This is a genomic window from Phycisphaeraceae bacterium (assembly GCA_019454185.1).
GTDB lineage: Bacteria > Planctomycetota > Phycisphaerae > Phycisphaerales > UBA1924 > JAHBWV01.
This window is the reverse complement of the sequence record CP075368.1, coordinates 390022-413250: the sequence shown is the minus strand read 5'-3', so window position 1 is coordinate 413250 and position 23229 is coordinate 390022. Positions and strand designations below refer to the sequence as shown.

General features: G+C 64.5%; 19 protein-coding genes. 7 read left to right on the top strand and 12 right to left on the bottom strand.

Annotated elements, in window-relative coordinates; all coding sequences use genetic code 11:
• Positions 1 to 11 precede the first annotated feature (11 nt).
• Complete coding sequence (locus tag KF838_01710; protein ID QYK48582.1) at positions 12 to 824, top strand: sulfotransferase family 2 domain-containing protein; 813 nt, start codon at positions 12 to 14, stop codon at positions 822 to 824.
• 96 nt (positions 825 to 920) lie between these two features.
• On the top strand, positions 921 to 2261 hold the full coding sequence (locus KF838_01705) for an NADH-quinone oxidoreductase subunit H (protein QYK48581.1): 1341 nt from the start codon (positions 921 to 923) through the stop codon (positions 2259 to 2261).
• A 43-nt stretch (positions 2262 to 2304) separates the two neighbouring features.
• On the opposite strand, the gene KF838_01700 is transcribed toward KF838_01705, so the two are convergent.
• From KF838_01700 to KF838_01660, 9 genes are all read right to left on the bottom strand, one after another.
• A complete protein-coding gene (locus KF838_01700; protein ID QYK48580.1) occupies positions 2305 to 4884 on the bottom strand; it encodes a glycosyltransferase in 2580 nt (859 codons plus the stop codon).
• Positions 4881 to 6479 carry a hypothetical protein gene (locus KF838_01695; protein ID QYK48579.1) on the bottom strand — a complete coding sequence of 533 codons (1599 nt, stop codon included), beginning with the start codon at positions 6477 to 6479 and terminating at the stop codon, positions 4881 to 4883. Before KF838_01695 ends, KF838_01700 begins: the two co-directional genes overlap by 4 nt.
• A gap of 31 nt (positions 6480 to 6510) precedes the next feature.
• A complete protein-coding gene (locus KF838_01690) occupies positions 6511 to 7266 on the bottom strand; it encodes an NRDE family protein (GenBank protein ID QYK48578.1) in 756 nt (251 codons plus the stop codon).
• A gap of 10 nt (positions 7267 to 7276) precedes the next feature.
• A complete protein-coding gene (locus tag KF838_01685; GenBank protein ID QYK48577.1) occupies positions 7277 to 7804 on the bottom strand; it encodes a hypothetical protein in 528 nt (175 codons plus the stop codon).
• Between the two features lie 33 nt (positions 7805 to 7837).
• A complete protein-coding gene (locus KF838_01680; GenBank protein ID QYK48576.1) occupies positions 7838 to 8038 on the bottom strand; it encodes a hypothetical protein in 201 nt (66 codons plus the stop codon).
• Positions 8039 to 8153: 115 nt separating this feature from the next.
• Positions 8154 to 9833 carry a GH3 auxin-responsive promoter family protein gene (locus KF838_01675; protein QYK48575.1) on the bottom strand — a complete coding sequence of 560 codons (1680 nt, stop codon included), beginning with the start codon at positions 9831 to 9833 and terminating at the stop codon, positions 8154 to 8156.
• A gap of 36 nt (positions 9834 to 9869) precedes the next feature.
• A complete protein-coding gene (locus KF838_01670) occupies positions 9870 to 10706 on the bottom strand; it encodes an alpha/beta hydrolase (GenBank protein ID QYK48574.1) in 837 nt (278 codons plus the stop codon).
• A gap of 91 nt (positions 10707 to 10797) precedes the next feature.
• Positions 10798 to 11511 carry an ABC transporter ATP-binding protein gene (locus KF838_01665; GenBank protein QYK48573.1) on the bottom strand — a complete coding sequence of 238 codons (714 nt, stop codon included), beginning with the start codon at positions 11509 to 11511 and terminating at the stop codon, positions 10798 to 10800.
• A 12-nt stretch (positions 11512 to 11523) separates the two neighbouring features.
• The gene (locus KF838_01660) at positions 11524 to 13077 is read right to left on the bottom strand and encodes an ABC transporter permease (GenBank protein ID QYK48572.1); all 1554 of its coding nucleotides are present in this window, start codon (positions 13075 to 13077) and stop codon (positions 11524 to 11526) included.
• A gap of 94 nt (positions 13078 to 13171) precedes the next feature.
• Here KF838_01660 and KF838_01655 point away from each other — a divergent pair, with 94 nt between their 5' ends.
• The 3 genes from KF838_01655 (at position 13172) to KF838_01645 (ending at position 16069) form a co-directional block, all read left to right on the top strand.
• On the top strand, positions 13172 to 13975 hold the full coding sequence (locus tag KF838_01655) for a class I SAM-dependent methyltransferase (GenBank protein QYK48571.1): 804 nt from the start codon (positions 13172 to 13174) through the stop codon (positions 13973 to 13975).
• A 75-nt stretch (positions 13976 to 14050) separates the two neighbouring features.
• Positions 14051 to 14899 (top strand): hypothetical protein, encoded by an 849-nt coding sequence (locus tag KF838_01650; GenBank protein ID QYK48570.1) that lies wholly within the window; start codon positions 14051 to 14053, stop codon positions 14897 to 14899.
• 297 nt (positions 14900 to 15196) lie between these two features.
• The gene (locus tag KF838_01645; GenBank protein QYK48569.1) at positions 15197 to 16069 is read left to right on the top strand and encodes an aldehyde dehydrogenase family protein; all 873 of its coding nucleotides are present in this window, start codon (positions 15197 to 15199) and stop codon (positions 16067 to 16069) included.
• A gap of 25 nt (positions 16070 to 16094) precedes the next feature.
• Here the strand turns inward: KF838_01645 and KF838_01640 are convergent, their stop codons facing one another.
• Positions 16095 to 18515: a VCBS repeat-containing protein gene (locus KF838_01640; GenBank protein ID QYK48568.1), complete on the bottom strand. Its 2421-nt coding sequence runs from the start codon at positions 18513 to 18515 to the stop codon at positions 16095 to 16097.
• Between the two features lie 109 nt (positions 18516 to 18624).
• Here KF838_01640 and KF838_01635 point away from each other — a divergent pair, with 109 nt between their 5' ends.
• Positions 18625 to 19638 (top strand): trypsin-like peptidase domain-containing protein, encoded by a 1014-nt coding sequence (locus tag KF838_01635; GenBank protein ID QYK48567.1) that lies wholly within the window; start codon positions 18625 to 18627, stop codon positions 19636 to 19638.
• A 94-nt stretch (positions 19639 to 19732) separates the two neighbouring features.
• Positions 19733 to 21580, top strand: a complete 1848-nt coding sequence (locus KF838_01630; GenBank protein QYK48566.1) for a hypothetical protein — start codon at positions 19733 to 19735, stop codon at positions 21578 to 21580.
• Positions 21581 to 21592: 12 nt separating this feature from the next.
• On the opposite strand, the gene KF838_01625 is transcribed toward KF838_01630, so the two are convergent.
• A complete protein-coding gene (locus tag KF838_01625; protein QYK48565.1) occupies positions 21593 to 22285 on the bottom strand; it encodes a DUF4230 domain-containing protein in 693 nt (230 codons plus the stop codon).
• 9 nt (positions 22286 to 22294) lie between these two features.
• Positions 22295 to 22981: a hypothetical protein gene (locus KF838_01620; protein ID QYK48564.1), complete on the bottom strand. Its 687-nt coding sequence runs from the start codon at positions 22979 to 22981 to the stop codon at positions 22295 to 22297.
• Positions 22982 to 23229 lie beyond the last annotated feature (248 nt).

Sequence of the window (23229 nt, the reverse complement as noted above, 5' to 3'; positions counted from 1 at the left end):
ATGGAGACGCGATGTTCAGACCCAGAGACCCCGAATCCGCACTGATCCTCCTGCACATCCCCAAGACCGCGGGAACGACGCTCGCCATCATCCTCATCGGACACTACGGACAAGAGAACACCAAGGCCGTGACAGGTGGCGACCCCGGACGCGAGGCATTCGCCCAGGAGCCCGAAACCGAGCGGCTCCGACCCGCACTCTTCATCGGGCACCAGCCCTTCGGCATCCACGAGCACGTGCCCCGTAGATGCGACTACGTGACCGTCATCCGCGATCCGGTCGCGCGTGTCGTCTCGCACTACCACCACGTCCTCAACGAAACCTCCCATTACCTCCACAGCATGGTCAGAAGCCGCAAGATGACCCTGCTTCAGTACGCCCAGAACGCCATCGGCACCAAAGAACTCGACAACGGCCAGACTCGCATGCTCGCCGATTACTCGCTCAACGCCAGAACTCCGGTGCGATCCGGATCACGCGATCTGCTCGAAAGCGCGAAACAGAATCTCGAAACACACTTCTGCGCTGTCGGGCTGACCGAGCGGTTCGACGAGAGCATGGTGATGCTGGCGGATAGTCTCGGCTGGAAGTCCATCCCCCCGTACCTCCCGGCGCGGGTCTCGGGCAGAAGCGGTCGCTACCCCCTCTCCCGAGATGTCACCGAAAGAATCCGGGAGATAAACAGTCTGGATGCCGAGCTCTACGAGTGGGTCGCCGCACGCTTCGAGCGTCAGGCCCAGGAATACGGAACGACCCTCGCGGACCGCGTCGCCCGGATCCGGGACCAGAACGCCTCCGCCGCCTCAGCCGCAGCCGCCCCCTGAGGGGTCAAAGCCGACGCCCCCCCACCACCACCCGTTTCATCGATCTTGCGGGGCGTACTTTCCACCGACCAAGAGCCGCACTAGCATCACGCCCTTATGGACCTGAGCAAGATTGTGACCGCACAACTTCTCGTGAACGTCGCCGTGATCCTCGTGGTCGTCCACGTGATCCTGTTGACGGTCGCGTACCTCATCTACCTCGAGCGGAAAATCTCCGCCTACATCCAGGACCGCGTCGGACCGAACCGAGTCGGCTTTGACTTCGGGCTACCCATCCTCCAGAAGCTGACCTTCGGCTTCGGATTCTGGGGGCTCGGACAGCCGCTCGCCGACGGGCTCAAGTTCCTCCTCAAAGAGGACTACACCCCGTCAGGCGTCGACAAGATCCTCTTCACGCTCGGGCCCATGTTCTCGATCATCCCCGCGCTCATGGGCTTCGTGATCCTCCCATGGGGCGGCGTCTGGGTCATGCCCGAACTCACACTCCCCTTCATCGGCACCATCGCGGGCGGCCCCGTCCTCGTCGCCGGCGCCAATGTCAACGTCGGCATCATCTACATGCTCGCGGTCGCATCCGTCGGTGTGTACGGCGTCTCCCTCGGCGGCTGGGCAAGCAACAACAAGTACTCCTTCCTCGGCGGCATGCGCGCAACCGCTCAGATGATCTCCTACGAAATCCCGCTGGGCCTCGCCCTGCTCGCCGTGCTGCTCATGGTCGGCTCACTCACCCCCGAGCGCATCATCGGCTACCAGCTCGAGCACGGCTGGCTCGTCTTCAGCCAGCCCCTCGCCTGCGTGATCTTCTTCATCGCGATCCTCGCCGAGGCCAACCGCGCCCCATTCGATATCGCTGAGGCAGAGAGCGAACTCGTCGGCGGGTACCACACCGAATACTCGGCCATGCGATTCGCCATGTACTTCCTCGCCGAGTACGCCCACATGATCACCTCCTGCGGGCTCTTCGCACTGATCTTCCTCGGCGGCTGGGACGTCGCACCCTTCCACAACTTCCTCCCGCTCGAAACCTCCAGCATCCTCGTTGTCCTCGCCAAGTTCGGCATCTTCTACTCGAAGGTCCTCGTCCTCATCGCCTTCATGATGGTGATCCGCTGGTCGCTGCCCCGTCTTCGCTACGACCAGATCATGCAGGTCGCCTGGCAGGGCGTCATCCCGCTCGCGCTCGTGGTCGTCGTGCTGACCAGCGTGATGGTCTACTTCCGCCTCACCGACGTCGTCCCCATGCTCATCGCCAACGCCGTCGCGATCGGTGCAGTGCTCTGGATTCTCCCACGCCTCCCCCGCAACGAGCCCAACCGCAAGATCCGCCTCGCTGGCTCTCGCTTCTACGCCCCGGATGGGCACGACATCGAGACCGCCCCGACGGATCCCATGGCGCTCGAAGACAGGCCGTACGAGGGATCACTCCCCGCGCACTGATCGCCCCTCGCTCATCCGGTTCCGGCTGAAATCTCGCGAAGTCTCAAGCGCCGGCCGTCTGCGACGGCTTTGCCTCTGCCGTAGACGCAACCCGCGGAGCCCCGATCGTCGCTCGCGTCGGGATGGCTCGCACATTCGTCACAAGCAGCGACATCGGTCGCTCCCCGTGACGCCACTTCCAGACGTGCAACTCCAACGCATTCACGCCCTTCTTCAAGTGCGTGATGAACGCGATCGCCGGCTTATGCCCCGCCGGTGTCTGAGGAACCTCACGCTCGGCAACCACGCCCCGCTCCCCTACGAGCCGCACGCGCTGGCCCTGCTCAAAGTTCCGATACCTGATCACCACCCGATGTGGCCCCGCATCCGCCACGTCCACCTCGAACCTCGCCACCGGCCCGAGGATCCAACGACACCTGGGCAGCTCCTGCTCCGGATACGGCCCCTCCCAGTGGTCAAACCCGCTGACCGCGCGCCACCCCGGCTCAACGGAAGCAAGCCGCTGAGGCGATGGAGGCGTCCGGGTTCCGACACCAAGATCCATCCTCGCACCGAGCCGCAGGGCCTTCTCAAGCCCCGTCTCACGAAAGAACTCCCGCCAGCGATGCGCCGCCGCAGTCATCGACCACTCATTGCGAACATGAATCGGCCCGAGCAGTGAAAGCGTGCGCCGCAGCTCATGATCCCGATACAGCGTCTCGATCGCCCTCGCGAGCGATGCCGGCTCGCACGCATCAGCAACCAACCCGGTAACGCCGTGCGTGATCGCCTCGGGCACGCCATCCACCGGATACCCGACCGAGGGCGTGCCGCACGCAGCCGCCTCCACAAACACCTGCCCAAACGCCTCCTCAAGCGATGGCCCGACAAAGATGTCGCACGCGCTGTACAGCATCGCCAGACGCATCGGGTCATCCATGTACCCCATCGCACGCATCCCGGGTATCGGCGCCGGACGATCGGGCGGCAGGTGCCCCACACACACCACCAACGCATCGCACAGATCCAGAGACTTCATCGCCTCCGCAAGATGCGCAAGCCCCTTCCGCTCATCGTCCAGAGACGACGCGCTCGAAAGCACGATGAACGCATCCTGCGGCAGCCCCAGCAACTCGCGGCACAACCGCCGATCCCGAGGCACAAAGACGTCCGTCTCAAACCCGTACTTGATCCAGGAAACCGGCGGACGAACACCCGTCATCGCACACAACGGATCGCGGGCCACCGCCTCCTCAGCGACCCCGGCCACGTGCCTGCTATCCCCGGCCACAGCCAGCTTCGGCGATGAACTCAGCACGCGCCGCTTCGAGTTCCACATCGGTGCGATCGCCTCGGGCTTCGCATCCGGATAGCCCGGCGGACACGTGCATCGATCCGAACAGCCGGAGAGATACGCCCGGCATCCACCCGTGTACGCACACCTTCCGGTCACCAGCCATAGATCGTGCATCACGAAGACAGTCTGGAAACGACCCGCGATCAGCCCGATCGTCTCCGCACTCACCCCCGCTCCATGCAGATTCCCGATCACCACAAGATCCGGTGAGTGACGCTCAATCTGCTCCAAGACAGACTCGCCCCCCAGCCGGGTCTGCTCCCGCGTCGGATGGACACTCGTCGCGGCCAGCACCACCACGTCATGCCCCATCTCGGTAAACGCCGCCGCCACTCGCTTGTGAGCAATCCCCGCCCCATACGTGTAACCGATGTCATTGAAGAGCACGACCTTCAGCCGCACCCTCCCCTCCGGACGCGCCTTCGGGACCGTGAGCGAACGCTCCCTCGCAAACTCATCCCGAACCCTCGGAAGCTCCGCCCGGTAGTTCTCCGCCACCGCGGTCTTCTGGTCGTCATGGACCCGGAAATGCGCGATCGGGCTCGCGATCACACGCATCTTCGCCCCGGCGTGCGCAAAGCGCAGCCAAAGCTCGTAGTCCATGCTGTAGAAGGCGTCCTCCCTCACATGCGCGCCTGCCCGCTCCCACAGCTCCCGCGTGAACATCACCTCGGGCTGATAGAAAAACCGTCCCCTCAGCCACGAGCCCTCAAGATCGAGCAGCTCGCCCACAGAAAGCGGCCCGTTCGGACATGCCGTCAGATGCCGATGAACAATCTCCCCGTCCCGATACAACTCGCACACACCCGCAACCATGTCCGACTGATGACGCCAGAACGCCAGCGCAGCCGCGTGCAACGCCCCCGGCGCGAGCATGTCATCCGAATTCAGCCACGTGAGTATCTCACCCGTCGCAAGACGCATCCCCTTGTTGATCGCGTCGGACTGCCCCCTGTCCTTCTCCGAGACGACATGCGCCAGCCGCTCCCTGTAGCGAGCCAGTATCTCCCCGGTCTCGTCCGTCGATGCCCCATCAACAACAATGTGCTCAACGCTGGGATACCCCTGGTTGATGACCGAAAGCAGCGTCTCCTCGATGAACCGCCCCTGGTTGAACGTCGGCGTCACGATCGAGATCCGAGGCCACGGCGAACCATCGGGGAGCGTCGCGGGCAATCGCGCCGCGTCGGGCTCGATCCTGGGCCAGCGAAGCCCGGGCATCCCCGAGCCATTCGCCCGAAACGCCCCGCCCGAGCCGCCGTCCGATGGAGACACGCCGTCAGTCATACGCCTCCCTGCCCGTTTCGGCCGGGCTCGCGAGAACCCGCACCAGCGATCTCCTCACGCGAATCCCTCGGCTTGACCTCGCGAATCTCACGCTCCCACGGCATCGTCATCGCAACCCCGAATCGCTGCCCGATCTTCCTCCAGCGCGAAGCAAGAAGCTCGCCGAGGCGCTGACGCAACGTCACGTTCTCAGCCGCGAGCGCATCCGCCCTCGCCCTCTGCCGATCGCGTGCGGCAACCGCCGCCGCCGCTTCCCGCTTCGCCTCAGCCGCCTCCTTCACGAGCCGCGCGATCTCCGCATCTCGTGCGATCACGACCGCGTCGAGCGCGTCCCTGTCCGTCCTCGCGCGAGACACATCGTTCCGCAGCGTCTCCGCACGCGCCTGCGACTGGATCACCGCCTGCTGCATCCGCGCCAATTCCTCAGCAATCCTCGCGGCACGAGCCGAATCCACGAGCGCTGCCGCCCTCGCTGCCGCGGTATTCGCATCCGCCTCCCGCAACTCCCGACGAGCCCTCTGGACCTCGTCCATCGCCTCGCCGACACGGGCACTCTGGATCTCCAGCTGCGCCCTCAACTCGCCCGCAACACCATGAACTCGATGAAGCTCCGCCCCGAGCGTGTGCAACCCGCGCACCTGCTCACGCATCTCCTCGATCTGCGCGCGGGCCGCCGCCAGTTCCGCCTCCCTCGCAGTTGCCAGCGATTGCGCGTGATCGGCCACACGATGCATCCGCTCCAACTCCGCACCGATCTCCGCGACTCTGGCCCCCTCCGCCTCCGCCGCCGCCAGGCGCGACATCAAAGCCGCGTGCTCCTCGGGCGACACCGCGACCCCGCCGTCCTCAAGCGCCCTGATCCGATCACGAAGTCTCGCCACCTCCTGGTGCGCAAGGGTCAGATCAGCCCCGACTCTGTGCAGCCGATCGAGCTCAGACCCCAACTCCGAAATCCGCGCACGAAGCTGCGCGATCTGCGCGTCTCGATCGCGGATCGTCGCGGCTCTCGCATCCAACTGTGTCTGCAGATCTGCCGCGTCGATCGCCTGCGCCTCGATCGCATGCTGCAATGCGAGAATCAACCGAGACGCCTCGCGCAGCGAGCGGGCGTTCTCGATCCCCATGGCGATCTTCGTCACCGCCTCCGAACACGCCGCATCGATCGCAGCCGCCTCCGCCTCCAGCATCTCGCGATGCTCATCCGCCTCGCGATTCCGTCCATATCCGACCGAACCCAGCAACGCCCTCTCCACACCCTCGCACCGGTCCTTGTGGCTCGCCCAGTTGCGGTCACCCTCAAGGAGCGATCTGGCACCATGAAGATCCGACAACTCGCCAATGTGAGACCAAGCCCCCGACCCGAGAACCGCGAAAGCATCCGGAGCAAACGCCGCGACCACCCCCTCGTACTGCTCATCGGACGGACGCGAATCACAGACACGAACCTGCTCAGACCCCCCAGCCCTGAACGCCCCCAAGACCGCCGGCCTTACAAGGTCCAGCACATCATGCCCGTGCCGTCGCAGCGACCGCCCGAGCGCAACAGCGTCCGCAACGTCATTCGGGTCGTCGGAATGAAACAGGGCGATTCGCATCGGGGCTCGCGTGGCGCGTCTGGAATGGACCTTAGCCGTTGTGAGGCCCGGATGCCAGAGCCCCGCCCACACCATCCGCGACCGGCCGGTAGTCGTGCGTCACACGAACCACCCCATCCGGACCGCACAAAACCGTCACCGCGGTGATGCTCACCGTCCTTGCGTCCTCCCTCGCCATCCGCACGCTTATTTCCGGACGTTCCGGCCACACATGGTCATGAAACGCGTCCTGCGCCGGTGGACGCGGCTCGCCCCGGACCATCGCGTCAAACAGCCCGAGCCGCGGCACAACCCGGTCGTCCCCGAGCCCCGAGCTGACAAAGCAGATCGGTGCCGCATGGTCGAGCGTCCAAACCGGAGCCGCCCGATCCCAGAAAAGATCCGCGATGCGCACCCCGGCACTCTCCCCCCGATCCGGCACGATCGCGACCAATCGGAACGGCGGATACGGATCCAGACTCTCCCCTCGCGTGGCGTCGATCATCGCCTCTATCGCGTCAAGCCCGATCAGCCGTTCGATCAGCTCTCCCCGAGAACGCGCACGCCTCGGAAGCGGAACCGGCCGACCGAGGTTCCCGTTCAAGAGACACAGCGTCACACCCCTCTCGGTCGTCGCGACCCAGGTCCCACCCCCAACCGGATCGCGAGGCGACAACACACGCACCCCGCCCAAAGTCCGCCACGCCGGCGGCTCACCCGGCGCGCGAGATCTCTGCTCGTCGCGGCTGGTCACCAGCCGATACGACGGCCCCACACCAGCAAGAGCAACAATCGAGACAGTGCACACGATCAATCACTCAACGACGCGACGACTCATAGTTGAGCGTCGACGGGGCCTTGCCGAACTCATCGCCGACCTCCAGCCCGAACTCCGCCGCGATCGTCTTCATCATCGTGTTGTGATGGATCGCGTGGTGCGTCGCAAACGCCAGCTCACGCCCCAGCGTCGATGCGAGCACCGCATCCCCACCATCCGATGACAGCATCACGCGGATACGCACGGGAGACCCCAACTCGGCCTCTCCCAGCGACGCGATCATGGACTGCATCGACCGGATCGCCGCAAGCGCGGACTCGCGCTCGGTCTCCATGGGCACGTTCCGGGCCCGATGGTCGTAATCGATCGGCTCGCTGCCTAGATGACCGTGCAACGCCGCCGCAAAGTGATCGAGCGAGTGACGGACGTGCTTCCCGATTGTCCCGCCGCGGATCGTCGTCGCGTCCGCCGTGTACACACGCTCCGGAATCGACTGAATGAACGCGGCACACTGATCGAGCAGCGCAACCGCAGCAATCCCGACCAAACCAACCGACGACTGTTCCATACACAATCCTAGGTGCTGCACCGACCGGGAAGATCAGCCCCTTTTCGCGTGCCTTTCGCAGTGCGAACGCCGTCCTTGTACGCCGCTCCCACACCCGAGAATCGCCGCAAGGGAGCCGCCCAGAGCAACAAGACAACCAAACACCACCACCTCGAACCTCTGAAACACAAGCCCGAGCACGACAAACCCGAGCACGATCCCCAGAACAACCGAAACAAGCGCACGAGCTTCCATCACGCGGCTCCATTCCCAGATGTACACCTCTGAACAGAGCACACAGCATCCGGCTGCGAAAGATGGCCGAGAACTCAGCAAATACCATCAACTTTACAACACGCATCCGGATCGTTCAGACACGCGCCGCTTCGAGCACACCCGCAACGATCTCGCGATGATTCGCGCAGCGCGGGCACTTGTGCTGGCCACCCAGCTTCCCCTTGGCTTCCAGCCAGCGGTGGAACGTCCCCACAGGAACGGGCGTGATCGTCGGCGCCACCATCCCGAGGTCATCCGTCCGCTTCGTCGCATAGTCCACGCACTGCGACTTGAGCCCCGCGTCAAACCGCTCCGCGAACCTCACCGAATCACGCGCGAACGCCTCTCGATCCACCTCGACCACCAGCTCCAACCCGCCCCTCCGGCCGCCCTCCGGATACACCGGCGCAGCCGTGAACTCGCCCACCACAACGCCGGTCTCTCTCGACGCCTCGGCGACCGCGTTCTCGATGTGCTCCACGATCAGGTTCTCGCCGAACGCATTGATGAAGTGCCGATGCCTCCCCACGATCCGCAACCTGCACGGGCCGTCTCCGCCCTCGCCGTCCGGACCGCCCGGAATCGTGTCGAACTCGACAACATCGCCGATGATGTACCGCCACAACCCCGCGCACGTTGACATCACCACCACGTACCGCTGCCCCTTCTCGACCTGGTCGCACGTAAACGCCCTCGCGTCCGCTCGATCAATCTCTTCAAGAGGCACAAACTCGTAGAAAATCTCGGTATCGCACATCAGGCGCAACCCGGGGTCGCCCGGCGTGTCCTGCATCGCGATGAACCCCTCCGAAGCCGGATACAGCTCGAAACGCGTCGGGATGTCATCCCCATCCGGAGCCCCGCTGAACGCATGACGCACACGCCCGCCGAACGGCGCATACTTCACCCCACCATGGACAAACACCTCGAGGTTCGGCCAGATCTCGCGGATCGTGCGACGATTCCCGCCCCGTCGCTCCGCGTCCAGTTGCACCACTCGCTCGAACAGCACGATCGCCCACGAGGGCATGCCGCTGATCATCCTCATGTCCATCTCAAGACACGCCCTGGCCATCGCCTCGATCTTGCTCGGCCAGTGCGACATCAGCGCGATCTGCTTCCCAGGCGCATAGATCTCCGAGAGCGGCCAGCGAATCAACGGCGTCACGATCCCGGAAAGATCACCCGTCCGTATGCCGTGCTCATTCACAGCCAGATCGCTCGAACCCCCGAGAAACAGACACTTCCCACCGAAGAGCCGCGAAGTCGGCACCCCGAAGCGATACAGGTGCGAGAAGATGTCCAGCGACGCTCGGTAGTTCGAACGCAGCATCGCCTTTGAAACCGGTATGAACTTGTCGCCGGCGGTTGTGCCGCTCGTCTGCGCAAAGTCCATCACCCTGCCCGGCCAGAGCAGATCCGGCTCGCCACCCTCACGCATCCGCGTGATCGTCTCCTTGAACGCGTACCAATCCGCGATCGGCACCTCGCCCCGATACGCCCGCAGCATCTCCTCCCCCGGTGCCCGCCCGATCCTGCCAAAACCGCGTGCCGCCCCGAACTCGCACGCTGAAGCCGTGTTCAGCAGCCGCCGAAGCTGCAACCGCTGCAGACGAGCCGTATGCGCTCGCCAATACTCCCGATCGCCCAGCAGTCGCCGGCGCTTCCGGAGATACGCCTGCAGTCCGACACCGATCAACGACGTCAGCCGTGCGGGCGGCACCGCCCGACCCGAAGTCGCACGTTCTGCTGTTGAGGCCTCTGTGCTCGTCATGGCAGCGTCAGCGTATGGCTCAGACCAGCGAAACTGTCAGGTCCCGTTCTCGCGCCGATCGAACTCGTCCAGAAACCCGTTCATCGCCGTCGCAAACTCGGCCGGGCACTCGATCATCGGCGCATGCCCGCACTGCTCCAGCCAGACAAGTCGCGTGTCCGGAATCTTCGCGTGGAACTCCTCCGCGGCCTCCGGCGGCGTCACAATGTCCTGCCTGCCCCAGATCAGCAGCGTCGGGCACGAGATCTGAGAGATCTTCGGCCCGAGATGATTCCGACGTGCCGTCCGCGACAACCGAACCATCGCACGCGCCCCGCCCCGAACCGACAACTCCTGATGCGCCCGATCCAGATCCGCCTCACGCATCTTCGATCGGTCATGAAACAGCTCGCCGATCTTCTCGCCCAGCCACTCCCGAGACGGCCGGATCTGAATCTCACGCACCATGGTGCGTTCCAGAAGGCCCGACGCGCCGGCGAGCACCAGCCCCGCCACAAGATCAGGCCTCTCGATCGCAACCCGCAACGCCACGTGACCGCCGAACGAGTTGCCCACAAGAATCGACGGCTCAGGATTCGACGACAGGTACCGGATCGTCATCTCCGTCACAGCGTGGATCGTGCAATCCTCCCCGCGAAGACTCAACAGGGGAATCTCCAGCATCTCGCACGCCGCACGGTGACGGATCGATCGGACCACATCCTCCCAGTGATCGTTCAGACCGACCAGTCCGTGCAGAAACACCACACGCCTGCCGGTGCCCGCCTGCTCGACCTTCGCCTCAATCGGCGTCCCCTCAGGCCCGTACAGAACGCGGCTCCCGACCTTGAAGTCGGAGATCGCAAAACCGAGTTGATCGCTGCCGGTTGACAATGGTCGCTAGGGCTCCAGTCTGACCAAGATAGTAACCACAAAGGTCGTCCAAACCAAACCCGATCCCTCGCCACCCTCACGAACCCGTAATCTACACCAACGGCCTCGAGTGCTCGGCCACCACGCACCCATCCTCAAGCTTCACCACCCGGTCCGCACGCGCCGCAACATGCGCATCATGCGTCACCATGATCACCGTCTGGCGGCTCTCCGCACGGATCCTCCCCAACGCATCCAGAATCGCATCCCCAGTCTTGCGATCCAGATTCCCGGTCGGCTCGTCCGCCAGCAACAGCCGCGGCTCATTCATCAGCGCTCTCGCAATCGCCACACGCTGACGCTCACCACCCGAGAGTTCCGCCGGCCGATGCCGCAGGCGGCTACCAAGCCCGAACGCCTCGAGCAAACCCGTCGCCCGCGCACGCACCCCGGCCTGTCGCGCCGAGAACGCAAACCCGTGCCTCACCATCGAAGCGATCATCACGTTCTGCAGAACATTCAGCTCCGGCAGCAGGTGGTAGAACTGAAACACGAAACCGACCGTTCTCGCGCGGTACCTGTCCAACCCGCCCGCCGACATCCCGTAAATCGACTCGCCCTGAAAGCGGATCACCGACTCCGCACGATCCGGGCTGTCAAGCCCCCCGATCAGATGCAGCAGCGTGCTCTTCCCCGACCCCGACGCCCCGAGAACCGCCACAAACTCACCCTCTTCAACAGAAAGCGAAGCCCCGCGCAGCACCGGCACGCTCACACGCCCCAGGCGATACGTCTTCCGCAGATTCTGCACTTCCAGCAACGGCATCAAACAACCCCATCACTCAAACCGCAGTGCCCGGACCGGAGACAGACACGCCGCACGAATCGCCGGGATCATCGCTCCCACTACCGAAGAAAGCACACCACCCAGCATCACGATCGCCGCCTTGTCCGACTCCACCTCGTTCGGAATCTCCACGAAGTAGTACACCCGCGGATCCCAGATCGTCAGCCCCAGCGCCTCCCCCATCCAATCGTGGATCGGATTGATGTTGAGCACGATCGCATACGCCAACGCGCCCCCGAGCAGAGAACCCATCAGCCCGATCGCCAGACCGTACGAGATCCAGATCATCGCAACGCCCGAGCGGCTCGCGCCGATCGAACGCAGCACCCCGACGTCCTTCGTCTTCTCGCTCACCATCGACCAGAAAATCGCCAGCACCAGAATCACCGCCGTCAGCGAGATGAACGAGAAAATGAACAGAACCAGCCCCGTCTCCTTCTTCACCGCCGAGATCAGCGTCCGGTTCTGATCCTCCCACGTTGAGATCCTGATGTTCTCCGCAGGCGGCACCCTCGCGTGCTTCGCCGCGAACGTCGCATAAATCTCCCTGCACCGCTCCGCAAGCAGTCTCGGATCCCCCTCTGAATCCACACCACGCACCAGCACCGTCGTCACCCGCGCCGGATCGATCAGCATCGCAGGCCCCGCCGCGAGCGACTCGAGCCCCGTCACGGGATCGATGACGACCCTGAACGGGTCATCCTGCCCATCCGGATCGATCCGCTCCGCCTGATCCATGTTGAGCATGTCCTGCACAACATCCAGGTTCACAATCACTGTCTGCTTGTCGATGTCGTACAACCCCGACTGAAACTCATTGGCAACCGGAATCTTCCGCGTCTTCGTATCAACCGTCCGCCCGCTCCCGTCCAGAGCCAGCAGGTTCAGCGTGATCGTCTCATCAAACATCAACACCTGCACATCGCGAGTCGTCCCGTCCGGCTGCGGCACAACCACCACGCCCGGCGTGTACCCGCCCCACAACTCGCGGATGTTGTACCCCGAGACCTCAATCCCCAGAACCGCCGCGCCGACCTGGCGATCCGTGTTCGCGTCATACTCCTTCAGGCCCAGGCCATCCCGATACTTCTGCTGCCACAACCCGTGGCTCCGGTTCCGCCAGTCTCGCTGCTGCTTGTCCTTCGGGTGAGGTGCCGCGAGCGGCTTCCAATACAGCGTCTCCGCGTACCCCGTCACACGATCGAACGACGGGCCATCAACACCCTTGATGACAACCAACTCCGTCCGATCCCCCGGCAGATGCGCAAGCCCGTACGACTCGATCATCGGGCACGCCGCCTCGATCATCGGGTCCGCCTCGAGCATCTCAATCAGATCCTCGTAATGCGCAAAGCCCACATTCGGCCACACGATCGCCACGTCGCCGATCATCGTGCGCCCGCTCTTCACCAGATTCTTCAGAAACCCCCCCATGACAGACCACGTGATCAGCACCATCGCCGTGCACAGCACGACCGCGATCGCCGCCAGAAGGGGCATGATCTTGCTCGTGAGGTACTTGCGCGTCAGGAGAAGCTGGTACACAGGTGTCGAGTGTATGGACGACACCCCCGCAAGGTCCTGACCGAGCAAGGCCGCGCTGAATCCCGCAACCCTCCCCACCTGCGAACAATGCGGCATGTCGCTCGAAACCAAGACCGCCGCCGTCGCCGCATACGCCCGAAGCGTTGACTTCGGACGCGTCACGCTCGACTACGAACGCTACCGACCCGGCCCCCCCGACACGCTCTACGACCGCATCGACGCGCTCCACCGACTCCAGGATGCCCAAGCCATCGACGTCGGAGCGGGAACCGGCGCGGGAGCCATCGCCTTCGCTCGCCGAGGAGCACGCGTCACCGCCATCGACCCTGCCCAAGACCAACTCGTTGCGCTTGCACGCGCCGCAACCGCTCACTCCCTCACCATCCAGACTCGCCCCGCTCGCGCCGAAGAAACCGGCCTCCCCGACCACTCCATCGACCTCTACCTCGCCCTCCAATGCTGGCACTGGTTCGATCGACCCCGCGCCGCACAGGAAGCCATGCGCATCCTCAGGCCCGGCGGCCTCATCGTCTGCGCCTCCTTCGATTACCTCCCCCATCGCTCCGAGCTCGCTCGCGCCACCGAAGAACTCATCCTGAGGCACAACCCCAACTGGCCGATGTCCGGCGGACACGGCGTCCATATCAACCCCCTGAACGACCTTCCAAACGCCGGATTTGTCTCAGTTGAGCAGTTCTCGTTCGAGCACCCACAACCCTTCAACCACGAAGAATGGCGAGGCCGGATGCGCACCTGCAACGGCGTCGGCGCGAGTCTCGACGCCGCCCGTGTCGCCTCGTTCGATGCCGACCTCGCCGCCATGCTGCAGGCCCGCTTCCCTGACACACCCATCCACGTGCCCCACCGCGTCTGGGCCGTCACCGCAAGACGCCCCTGACCAGCGAGACACACCCTCTGCCCAGCGCGGAACCCACACCCCGACGCGATCCGATACGCTCGTACAGTCATGCACATGCTCCTCCCCCCGAACCGCTCCATCCGCATCGTGCGACTCGAAGCCGTCGAGGGAGATGCCGCCGAAGCAAAGAGCCGCTGGGTCTCTGTCTTCTCAGGCCGCGACTGGGCCGTCGGAGCCGAAGTATTCAAACAGTCCCCGCAGAGCTCCGTGCTCAGAAGCATGGTCCTCTCCCGCGACCTCGTCCTCAAGACGCGTCAGGCCTCAGGGCTCAAGGCCCTCGCGCAGTCGCTCAGCCAATCCGGGCGCGAAGAACGACAGTGGTCCGGCTCTGAGTGGCTCCGCTCCATCGGCCTCTCCGCACCGAACTGCGTCGCCATCGTCGCCGGTTCCCGCGACGGAGCCCCTGTACGCACGCTCGTCACCGAATACGTCCCAGGACACACACTCCTCTGGCAGATCGCCAGGGGGCTCGTCAAAGAAGATCCCGAATCACCCCCATCCCGTGCGATCGCATACGAGACCGGCCGCGGCATCGCCCAGATCATCAAGTCCGGCAGGTTCAACCGCGACCACAAGCCCTCGAATCTCGTGGTGGTCGCCGCCGGCCCCCCCGTCGCCCGGATCTCGATCGTCGACGCAGTCGCCATCCAGCCATACAAGCCCGCCGAACGCGCTCACGCGCTCGCACGCATGATCGCATCGCTCCAGATCGAGCCCGCGGGCATCGGACACCCCATCCCGCACACCTTCCTGAAACGCATCGTCGACGCCATCGCCCACGAGATGGTCGGCCCCGCCGACGCAGAATCCTGGTCACGCGACATGCTCTCCAGTGCCGAGCAGCACGTCCAGAAGCACGGCGACCCCACACCCCAGCACGATCCCCTCGTCGGCTCGCATTAGAGCGGTTGAAGTTCAGGCGTAGCGTCCGGAGCGTCGGCGAGACAAGCGTGGCGCGGAGGCCGAAGCAGGCGTATCCCCAGTGATACGCCGATACAGGCCGACAATGCCACGCGAAGTCGCAGCCAGCTCTGGACGCTACGAATGGACTGAAACTGCTCTAACACTTGCGTGCGATTACCAGTTCCCGCACCCCCGACGCGCTCTCACTCCCGGCTCGCTCGCGTACAACCAGCCCCCCAGACCCGCGGCAGACGTACCCTTCTCAATCTCAACGCCCCCCGACCCGGGAACCACCACATGACCGACCGCCTCGGTGTCCTCAAAACGTACAAACTCTTCATCGGCGGCAAGTTCCCCCGCACCGAGAGCGGCCGCTCCCTCCCCGTCACCGACGGCGATGGCAGACCCCTCGCACACGTTTGCCACGCCTCTCGAAAGGACCTGCGAGACGCCGTCGAAGCCGCACGCGCCGCCCTCCCCTCCTGGACCGCAGCAACCGCGTACAACCGAGGCCAGATCCTTTACCGTCTCGCCGAGATGCTCGAGTCACGCCGCGACGAGTTCAAGAACCTCCTCAAGGGCACATCCAACCCAACCATTTCCCCCGACGCAGAAGTTGCCTGCTCAATCGACCGGCTCGTCGCCTTCGCCGGCTGGGCCGACAAGCACGCCCAGGTCCTCGGCTGCAACAACCCCGTCTCCGGCCCCTACTACAACTTCACCTCGCCGGAGCCCGTCGGCGTTGTCGCCGTCATCGCCTCGGACGATGCCCCGCTCCTCTCGCTCATCTCGCTCGCCGCGCCAGCCCTCTGCGCCGGCAACACCATCGTCGCCATCGGCGCAGAATCCAACATGCCAGTCGCCTCCGCGCTCGGAGAGGTCTGCGCCACCAGCGATGTGCCCGGCGGCGTGATCAACATCCTCACCGGTCTCAGATCCGAACTCATCCCACCCATCGCCTCTCACCGCGACATCGACGCCGTGCACGCCGCAGGACTCTCCGCAGTTGCCGCCGAGTCACTCCGCGCCGGAACCGCCGAGAACCTCAAGCGAGTCCAGATCCGCTCGCTCAGCAACGACGCATGGCTCGACGCCGCCGCCTGCGAGTCCCCGTGGTGGATCGAGCCCTTCGTCGAAATGAAGACCATCTGGCACCCGAGCGGTGCCTGAACAGACCGACAGGTCCCGCCTCACCTCACCTGCGCCGCATCTGCGGGTAGATCAACAGCCGATCATGCACCGTCAGCATGATGTCGTGGGCACCATCACCCGTCAGGTCGCCGACCCATGAGGCCGACGGCTCGTACTGACGCCCATCACCCCGCATGAACAACCTGGACTCGAAGACCTTGAACTCGGTCGCGGGCACGATCCGCCTCGACGCCGTCAGCGACAGGATCATGCACATCTGCTCCCGCGCATCCAGCACCACAAGATCGGTGAACCCGTCCCCGTTCACATCACCAACCTCAATGTCATGCTCAAGCCGTGTCTCGCTATCGGCGCGGAACACCGACACCTGCTCGAGCGCGGGCCGCGATCCCTGCAACGCAACCAGCGCGTACCCATCCTCAGCAACCGCCAGAATCCCCGGACGCCCATCTCCTCCGAACGCGCCCGCCCAGATCGGACCAACCGGGAAGCCCAGCACACGGATGTTGTCCGCGATCTCCCACGTCTCGCCAGACCTGGCCAGACGCAATAGACGCCCTCCGGCTCGGTCAGAGACCACGATCGACGCCTCTGCACCGCTTCCGAGAATCGACGCCCCGACGAGCGACGTCGCCGCCGCGCCCGAGTCCGGTACGTTCACCTGCTTCACCACGCGCCACCCGCTGGCAGCGTCGTACACGCAACCCCGCACGAAGTTCTGATCCGCGATGATCAACTCGATGCTGCCGTCCCCGTTCATGTCCAGAAGGGCCGTGTTGTCCGGCCCCGCCGCCTGGATCAGACCGAACTGCTTCATCTCGTCCTTGGTCAGCAGCTGCATCTCGTCCGCACGCTCCGCCCCCGCGTTCCGAACCATCATCAAGGGCTCGCCCGGCGTCAGCAGCAGGAGATCCATCTGCCCGTCACGATCCGCATCAACCGCCGTGATCGTCTGGGGCGGCCGAGTCACACCCTTCAACGCCAGCGAGATCGGCTCGCCCGAAGGACGATGCAACTCAAGCACATGGTCCCGCTTGTCCTTCACGATCACACCCAGCGTCGGGCGGGGCGAACCGCTCGAGCCGAGATCCGCATACCCGATCGCCAGCGGCGTCGATCCCGGCGTCGCGAGCGTGATCGGCGAAGGGAAGCCGATCCCTCCGCTCTCAGCATCGAATCGCGAGACCCCCACCGTCTTCTCATCCTCAGACAGAACGAACACCTCCGGCGCGCCCGCGCCGTCCCACGATCCGACCGCGATCGACTTCGGATTCTTCAGCGTCGGCTGGCGACGCCCCGGAGTCATGCCGACACCGCCCTCCTGCACATGCAACGCGATCGCATTCCCCCGAAAGTCCGTCGCCAGCATGTCCAGCCGCCCATCCCCGTTCAGATCCGCGATCGCCACCGACCGCCCCTTGGACGCGCCATCCACAAAGCCACCGACCGCCGCCTGCAACGACCGCTCCGCGCTCGCATCGTTTGAACGCTCTGCGATATCCGAAGCCGTCACGTCGTACAGCACCACCCGCCGCGATGCACGCTCGATCACCGCGATCGACGCGCCCGCACGCCCGGGAATCCTCACCGGCTGAACCTCCGTCAACGGCGGCATCTCAAACCGCAGCTCCGAAGGCAGCAACCCCTGCTTGCTCCCCCTCGCGCCCGCCGCAGGCCGAGGATCCTCGGTCTGCAGCCACAGCCGCAGCGGCGACGCATCGTCCGGCGCGGCCGCAAGCACATCCATCCGTCCGTCCCCGTCAAAGTCCTCCGCAAAGACCGCGACAATCTGCCCCGAAGATCCCATCTCAATCGGGTTGCCCAGCACACCCTGCGCCGAAAGCGGGAAGACCTGCACACGCCCCCCGGCGACCGCGATCACCTCAGGATCCGCGTTGCCCACCACATCCGCAATCACCAGCGCAGACTGGCTCGACGTCAGGTCCCGAACCCTTCTCCTGTTCCCGATCTCGAACTCCCCCTTGTCATTCTGCCGAAGCACAAACAACTCCGCCGGTGAAGACCCGGCACACACCAGGTCGATCCGACCGTCGCGGTCCACATCGAACGCGCGAATCGCGCCGACACGGTTCGACACACTGATGTTGACCGAGTCATACCACGGATTCGGAGGCAACTCGTTCACGCGATACGCCCGCGATGCCTCGTCCACGCTCCGCTCGGTCGCACGAAGGTAGTGGATCTCGATCCGGCTCTTGCCGTTGTTCACCACCGCGATATCCGGCCGCCCATCGCCGTTGAAGTCCGCGACCGTCACCGGCCCGCACCCGTTCCCGACAACGATGATCCGGTGCGCATCGAACCCGAAGTACGACGCGATCGGCTCGCTCGGTTGCCCGCTGCACACAACGCCCGCCTGCAGCACCGCTACCGATGCAGCCAGCACGCGCACCTGCACTGAACCAGATCTCCATCCGTTGGCACGGTGTACGCTCGAACCCATGCTGCCTCCCTTTTGCGGGCGGGACCAAAGTGCGAACCGAAGGGCCCGCACGCACGATACACTGTAGTGGCTCAGCCAACGAGCCGCGACCAATCGGGAGAACGCACTGATGCAACGGACGCCCTCTCTTCCCACGCTTCTCGCGGCATTCACCCTCGCCGCCGCACTCGCCTCGCCTCCCGCCTTCGCCGCCGACCAACCCGGCAAAGACGGGCTCGTCGGCGACACGCTCGTCCTCACCGACGGACGCTCCATCACCGCCCCGATCCTCAAGGAAACCGCCGAGACGATCTGGCTCGATCTCGGCCACTCCGTCGTAGAGATCCCCCGCTCTCGCATCGATTCGATCGTCCGCGCTCGCCGCGACGAACTCGCGACCGAGGCATCCGCCAAAGACCTCTACCACGTCGCCCTCGACCTCCCCGAACGCGCCCCGCGCGAGCAGGCCGAACGCTTCGGCGACGCCGTCATCAAGGTCTCAACCCCCTCCGGCCTCGGCTCCGGCTTCATCATCAGCCCCGACGGCTACGCGATCACGAACGCCCACGTCATCCAGAAAGAATCCCGCCTCAAGTGCACCGTCTGGGAAAAAGGCGAGAAAGAACTCCGCCGCATCCTCGTCGAAGATGTCGAGATCATCGCCGTCAACAACCACACCGACCTCGCCCTCATCAAAATGAAGCACCCCGACGGCAAGCCCTTCAAGCACGTCTACATCCAGTCGCGTGAAGAACTCGCCGCCGGGCAGTCCGTCTTCGCCATCGGCAACCCGCTCGGCCTCGAGCGAACCCTCTCCCGCGGCGTCATCTCCACGACCCAGCGAAGCTTCGAGGGGCTCACCTTCATCCAGACCGACACACAGATCAACCCCGGCAACTCCGGCGGACCCCTCTTCAACGACCGCGGAGAGGTCATCGGCGTCACCAACATGGGCATCCCCTTCGGCGAAGGGCTCAACTTCGCCATTCCCGCTCGCTACGTCATCGATTTCATCCGCAACCGCGACGCGTTCGCGTACGACAAAGAGAATCCGAACTCCGGCTTCTCCTACGCCCCGCCCCCGGCTCGCACAAACTTCGGGCCGACGCCCGGACTCGACGACAGCACCGCCGGCAACCGCTGATCACGCCCGCCGCAACCCCAGCCCGCAACCCCCGCCACACACCCGACCCCATCCGCGCCGACACGTGCAACCAGGCGCAGACCAGGAGTACCCGATGCGCCGCCCCTCCATGACCGCCCTGCTCTCCGCCGCTTCTCTCACGCTCCTCGCCGGCCTCTGCCACGCCGCAGATCCCGTCATCGCCGATGTCGCGCCCTCCGAGTCGATGCTCGTCGTCTCCGTCAAAGACTGGTCAGCACTCAAGGCCCAGTTCGATCGCACCGGAATGAAGACGCTCTGGGCCACCAACGAGGTCCAGGCCCTCGTCAAGGATCTCGCAAAGGACGCCGCATCCGGATTCGACGAGATGCTCCAGGAACTCGGCGTCACCAAAGACGACATGGTCTACCCCAGCGGCAGCATCGGCATGGCCATGTTCTTCACCCAATCCCTCGACGCCGTCGCCTCACAGATCAACACGCTCGAAGGCGACCTCGATATCGACGCCATCTTCCTCGCCGATTTCGGCGACGATGCCGACAAGTTCGCCGACCTGATCGAGAAAGTCTGCGATTTCGCCTCCGACAAGCACGGCGCAGAGATCCGCCAGACCCCGCACGGCGGGCACACCATCACCTCCATCATCCGCGAGGCCGAAGCCGACGACGCGAACGACGACGAATTCGAAGACTTCGATTTCCCCGGCGTCGGCATGATGATGCCCTTCGAGTCCGAATCCGGCGCATACTCCATCCACATCGTCCGCCTCGGCTCAACCTATCTCGCAGGCGACTCGCTCGATTCCGTTCAAGCTGCGATCGATCGCGCCGCCGACGCCGGCAGGCCCTCCATCGCGGAAGACACCATCTACATCAAGAGTCTCGCCCAGCACCCCGCCGATGCCGGAGCCACCGTCTTCTTCCGCGCCGGAGATGCCTTGAAACTCTTCGCCGCCAACACCACCGCACAGCAGCGCGAGTGGGACGAGACCGCGCCCGACATGTCCATCATGTTCGACGCCCTCGGCCTCCTCTCGATCCAGTCCACGAGCTTCGGCATCCGCCTCGACACCCCCGCCGCAATGGCCGAGGCAACCAGCGGCATCCTTGTCCCCGAGAAAAAGGGAATCCTCTCCCTCCTCTCACGCGGCACACCCGCATTCCAGAACCCCTCATTCGTCTCCGCTGACGTCTCCGCCATCTCGCAGATCGTCGTCGATTTCTCGCGCATCCCCGCCATCGCGCGAGGCGTCATCGAGACCCTCCCAGAAGATGCCCGTGAACAAGCCCGCATGGCACTCGCACAGGCCGAGCCCATCGCGCTCCCCATCATCGAGGCACTCGGTTCCGACATCTACATCGCACAGACAATCACCCAGCCACTCAGCCCGGATAGCCAGAAAGCCCTCTTCGCCATCCGCATCACCGACTCGCTCGTCTTCACCAACCTCGTCACCGCCTTCGGCGCACAGATCGGCCTCCAGGTGAGAGAGTTCCAGGGAACCCAGATCTTCGAGCAGGACATGTTCGGCATCACAGGAGGCATCTCGCCCGAGTGGCTCTTCATCGGCCAGACCTCAGATGTCGAAGACGCCCTCCGCCGCCTCAGCGCGCCCGGCGATGATCAACTCAACGCCCAGCCGGAGTTCAAATCCGCCGTCACCATGCTCCGTGGCGACGCCGTCCTCAACCAGTACCAGGACACAGAGAGAGCAATCCGGTACACGATTTGGTCCTTGCAGAACCAGGACAAGATCGCCGATGCCCAACTCGATGCACTCGACATCGACGAAGAGTTCAAGCAGCAGATCCGCGAAGCCCGCGGCTCTACCCAGCGCGACTGGGCTCGCCTCCTCCCGCCTCCCGAACTCATCACCGAGCACATCGGCGACACCGTCACCGAACTCCGCCCCACGCCCGACGGCTACCGGGGCCAAACCCTCATGCTCCGCCCCAAGCGCTGATCAACCACCCACTCACGCCGGAACACGCGCGACATCGCCAGCCGCTGAGTCCGCGTCGTGAACCGACGGCTGACGCGCCTCCGCCTCGCGCTCGTCCCACACAATCACAAGCCGACGCCCACCGAGCGCAAGGATCGCCTCAAGCTGACGCTCAATGCTCCGCCTCGCCTGCTCCACATACCTCGCGTCCGACTGCCTGAACAAAAGCCCCGCCTGCTCCTGCGCCTGCTGCATCAGCGCGGTCTGCCGGGCCGCATTCATCGGCACAACATCCACAAGCCCGAACACACGCCCGTCCTGAATGTCATACGGCGTCACATCCAGCAGACGCAACATCCCCTCGACCGGCGGCAGGCAAACCTCAACCGATCCATCACGCCGCTCCCGAACCCGATCCGGCCCCAGACTCGAAAGATCCACCCCGTACTGCTTCTCAAAGTGGAAGATCATCGCGATCTTCGCCTGACTCACCAGCAAAGGCGGCAGCCAGCCGATCCCCGCAGTCGCGGTCACGATCTCTTTCGCGCACACCTCAAGACCCACCAGACGACCCACAGGGCGCACCCGCTCCGTGATCATCCGGATATGCGTCGTCGTCAGCTCACTCGACTTCTTCTGACGTCGAAAGTGGCCGCGAACGGCAAGAAACGCGATCACAACAAAGGCGAACGCGAGAACGAGCGTGAAAATCCAGATCTCGAGCATGATGCCCGATCATTCGGAGACGCGATCCGCGCCTTTCGCTGTGGCCGACTCCGGCGCGCCCGGCTGCCCGGCCGGAACGCCGTAACCGAACGCCCGTATCACCGCATCAGCCCCGAAACAGAACAGCCCCCCGAGCACAAGCACGACCACGAACAGCACACAATTCTTGATCACCTCGGCGGCACCGGTCTGAGTGCTCCCAAGCCACCCGCCCCCCATCCCGAACCAGTACACAACAAACGCACCCACCGGTGCCAGCAGCATCCCGCCGACGATCAAACGCCTCCAAGCCCTCGCATCACGCGCCAAGACGGCCAACGCCCCGGAGCCGGCAACCATCGCCGCCGCCGCCGCACGCCCCACAAACCACGGATCAGTCACCACACCCCGTGGTGAAGAGTGAAATGGCAACCGCCCCATCCCCGTACCCACAAACCAAGCCAACGCAACAAGACCAGCACAAAGCCCGCTCCCGGCACGATATCGACCGAGGCCGAGCAACACGCCGAACACCGCAGAGGCCGCGATCACGACCTCGTATCCAAATGTCCCCCACTGTGGGGATGGATCCGCGCTCAGCGTCACATAGACACCAGCCGCCGCGCTCAACAGAACCCCGGCGCTCCCGACAAGCACAACGCCCCGCAAGGCACGCGGCATCGGAGGCGGATCAACTGGCAACATCGGCTCATTCATAATCTGGTCACACGCTCCATCCCCCAGATGCTATCGGCCTTCAGTACGGGCGCGCTCGCGTTGTGTTCGCACTTCTCACGCCCTGGCACACGGTGTGCGACAGCCCCTCTCCCGAATCTCCAAGCCCCGACGCGCAAATTGTGCCTTGAGAAGCGCACCGCTTCCCACCTCACGCACTTCGAGCCAACTCGCCGCGAGGCATGGAGATAAGGGTATCGGAACGCCGATTCAAGGCCCAGTGAAGGCCT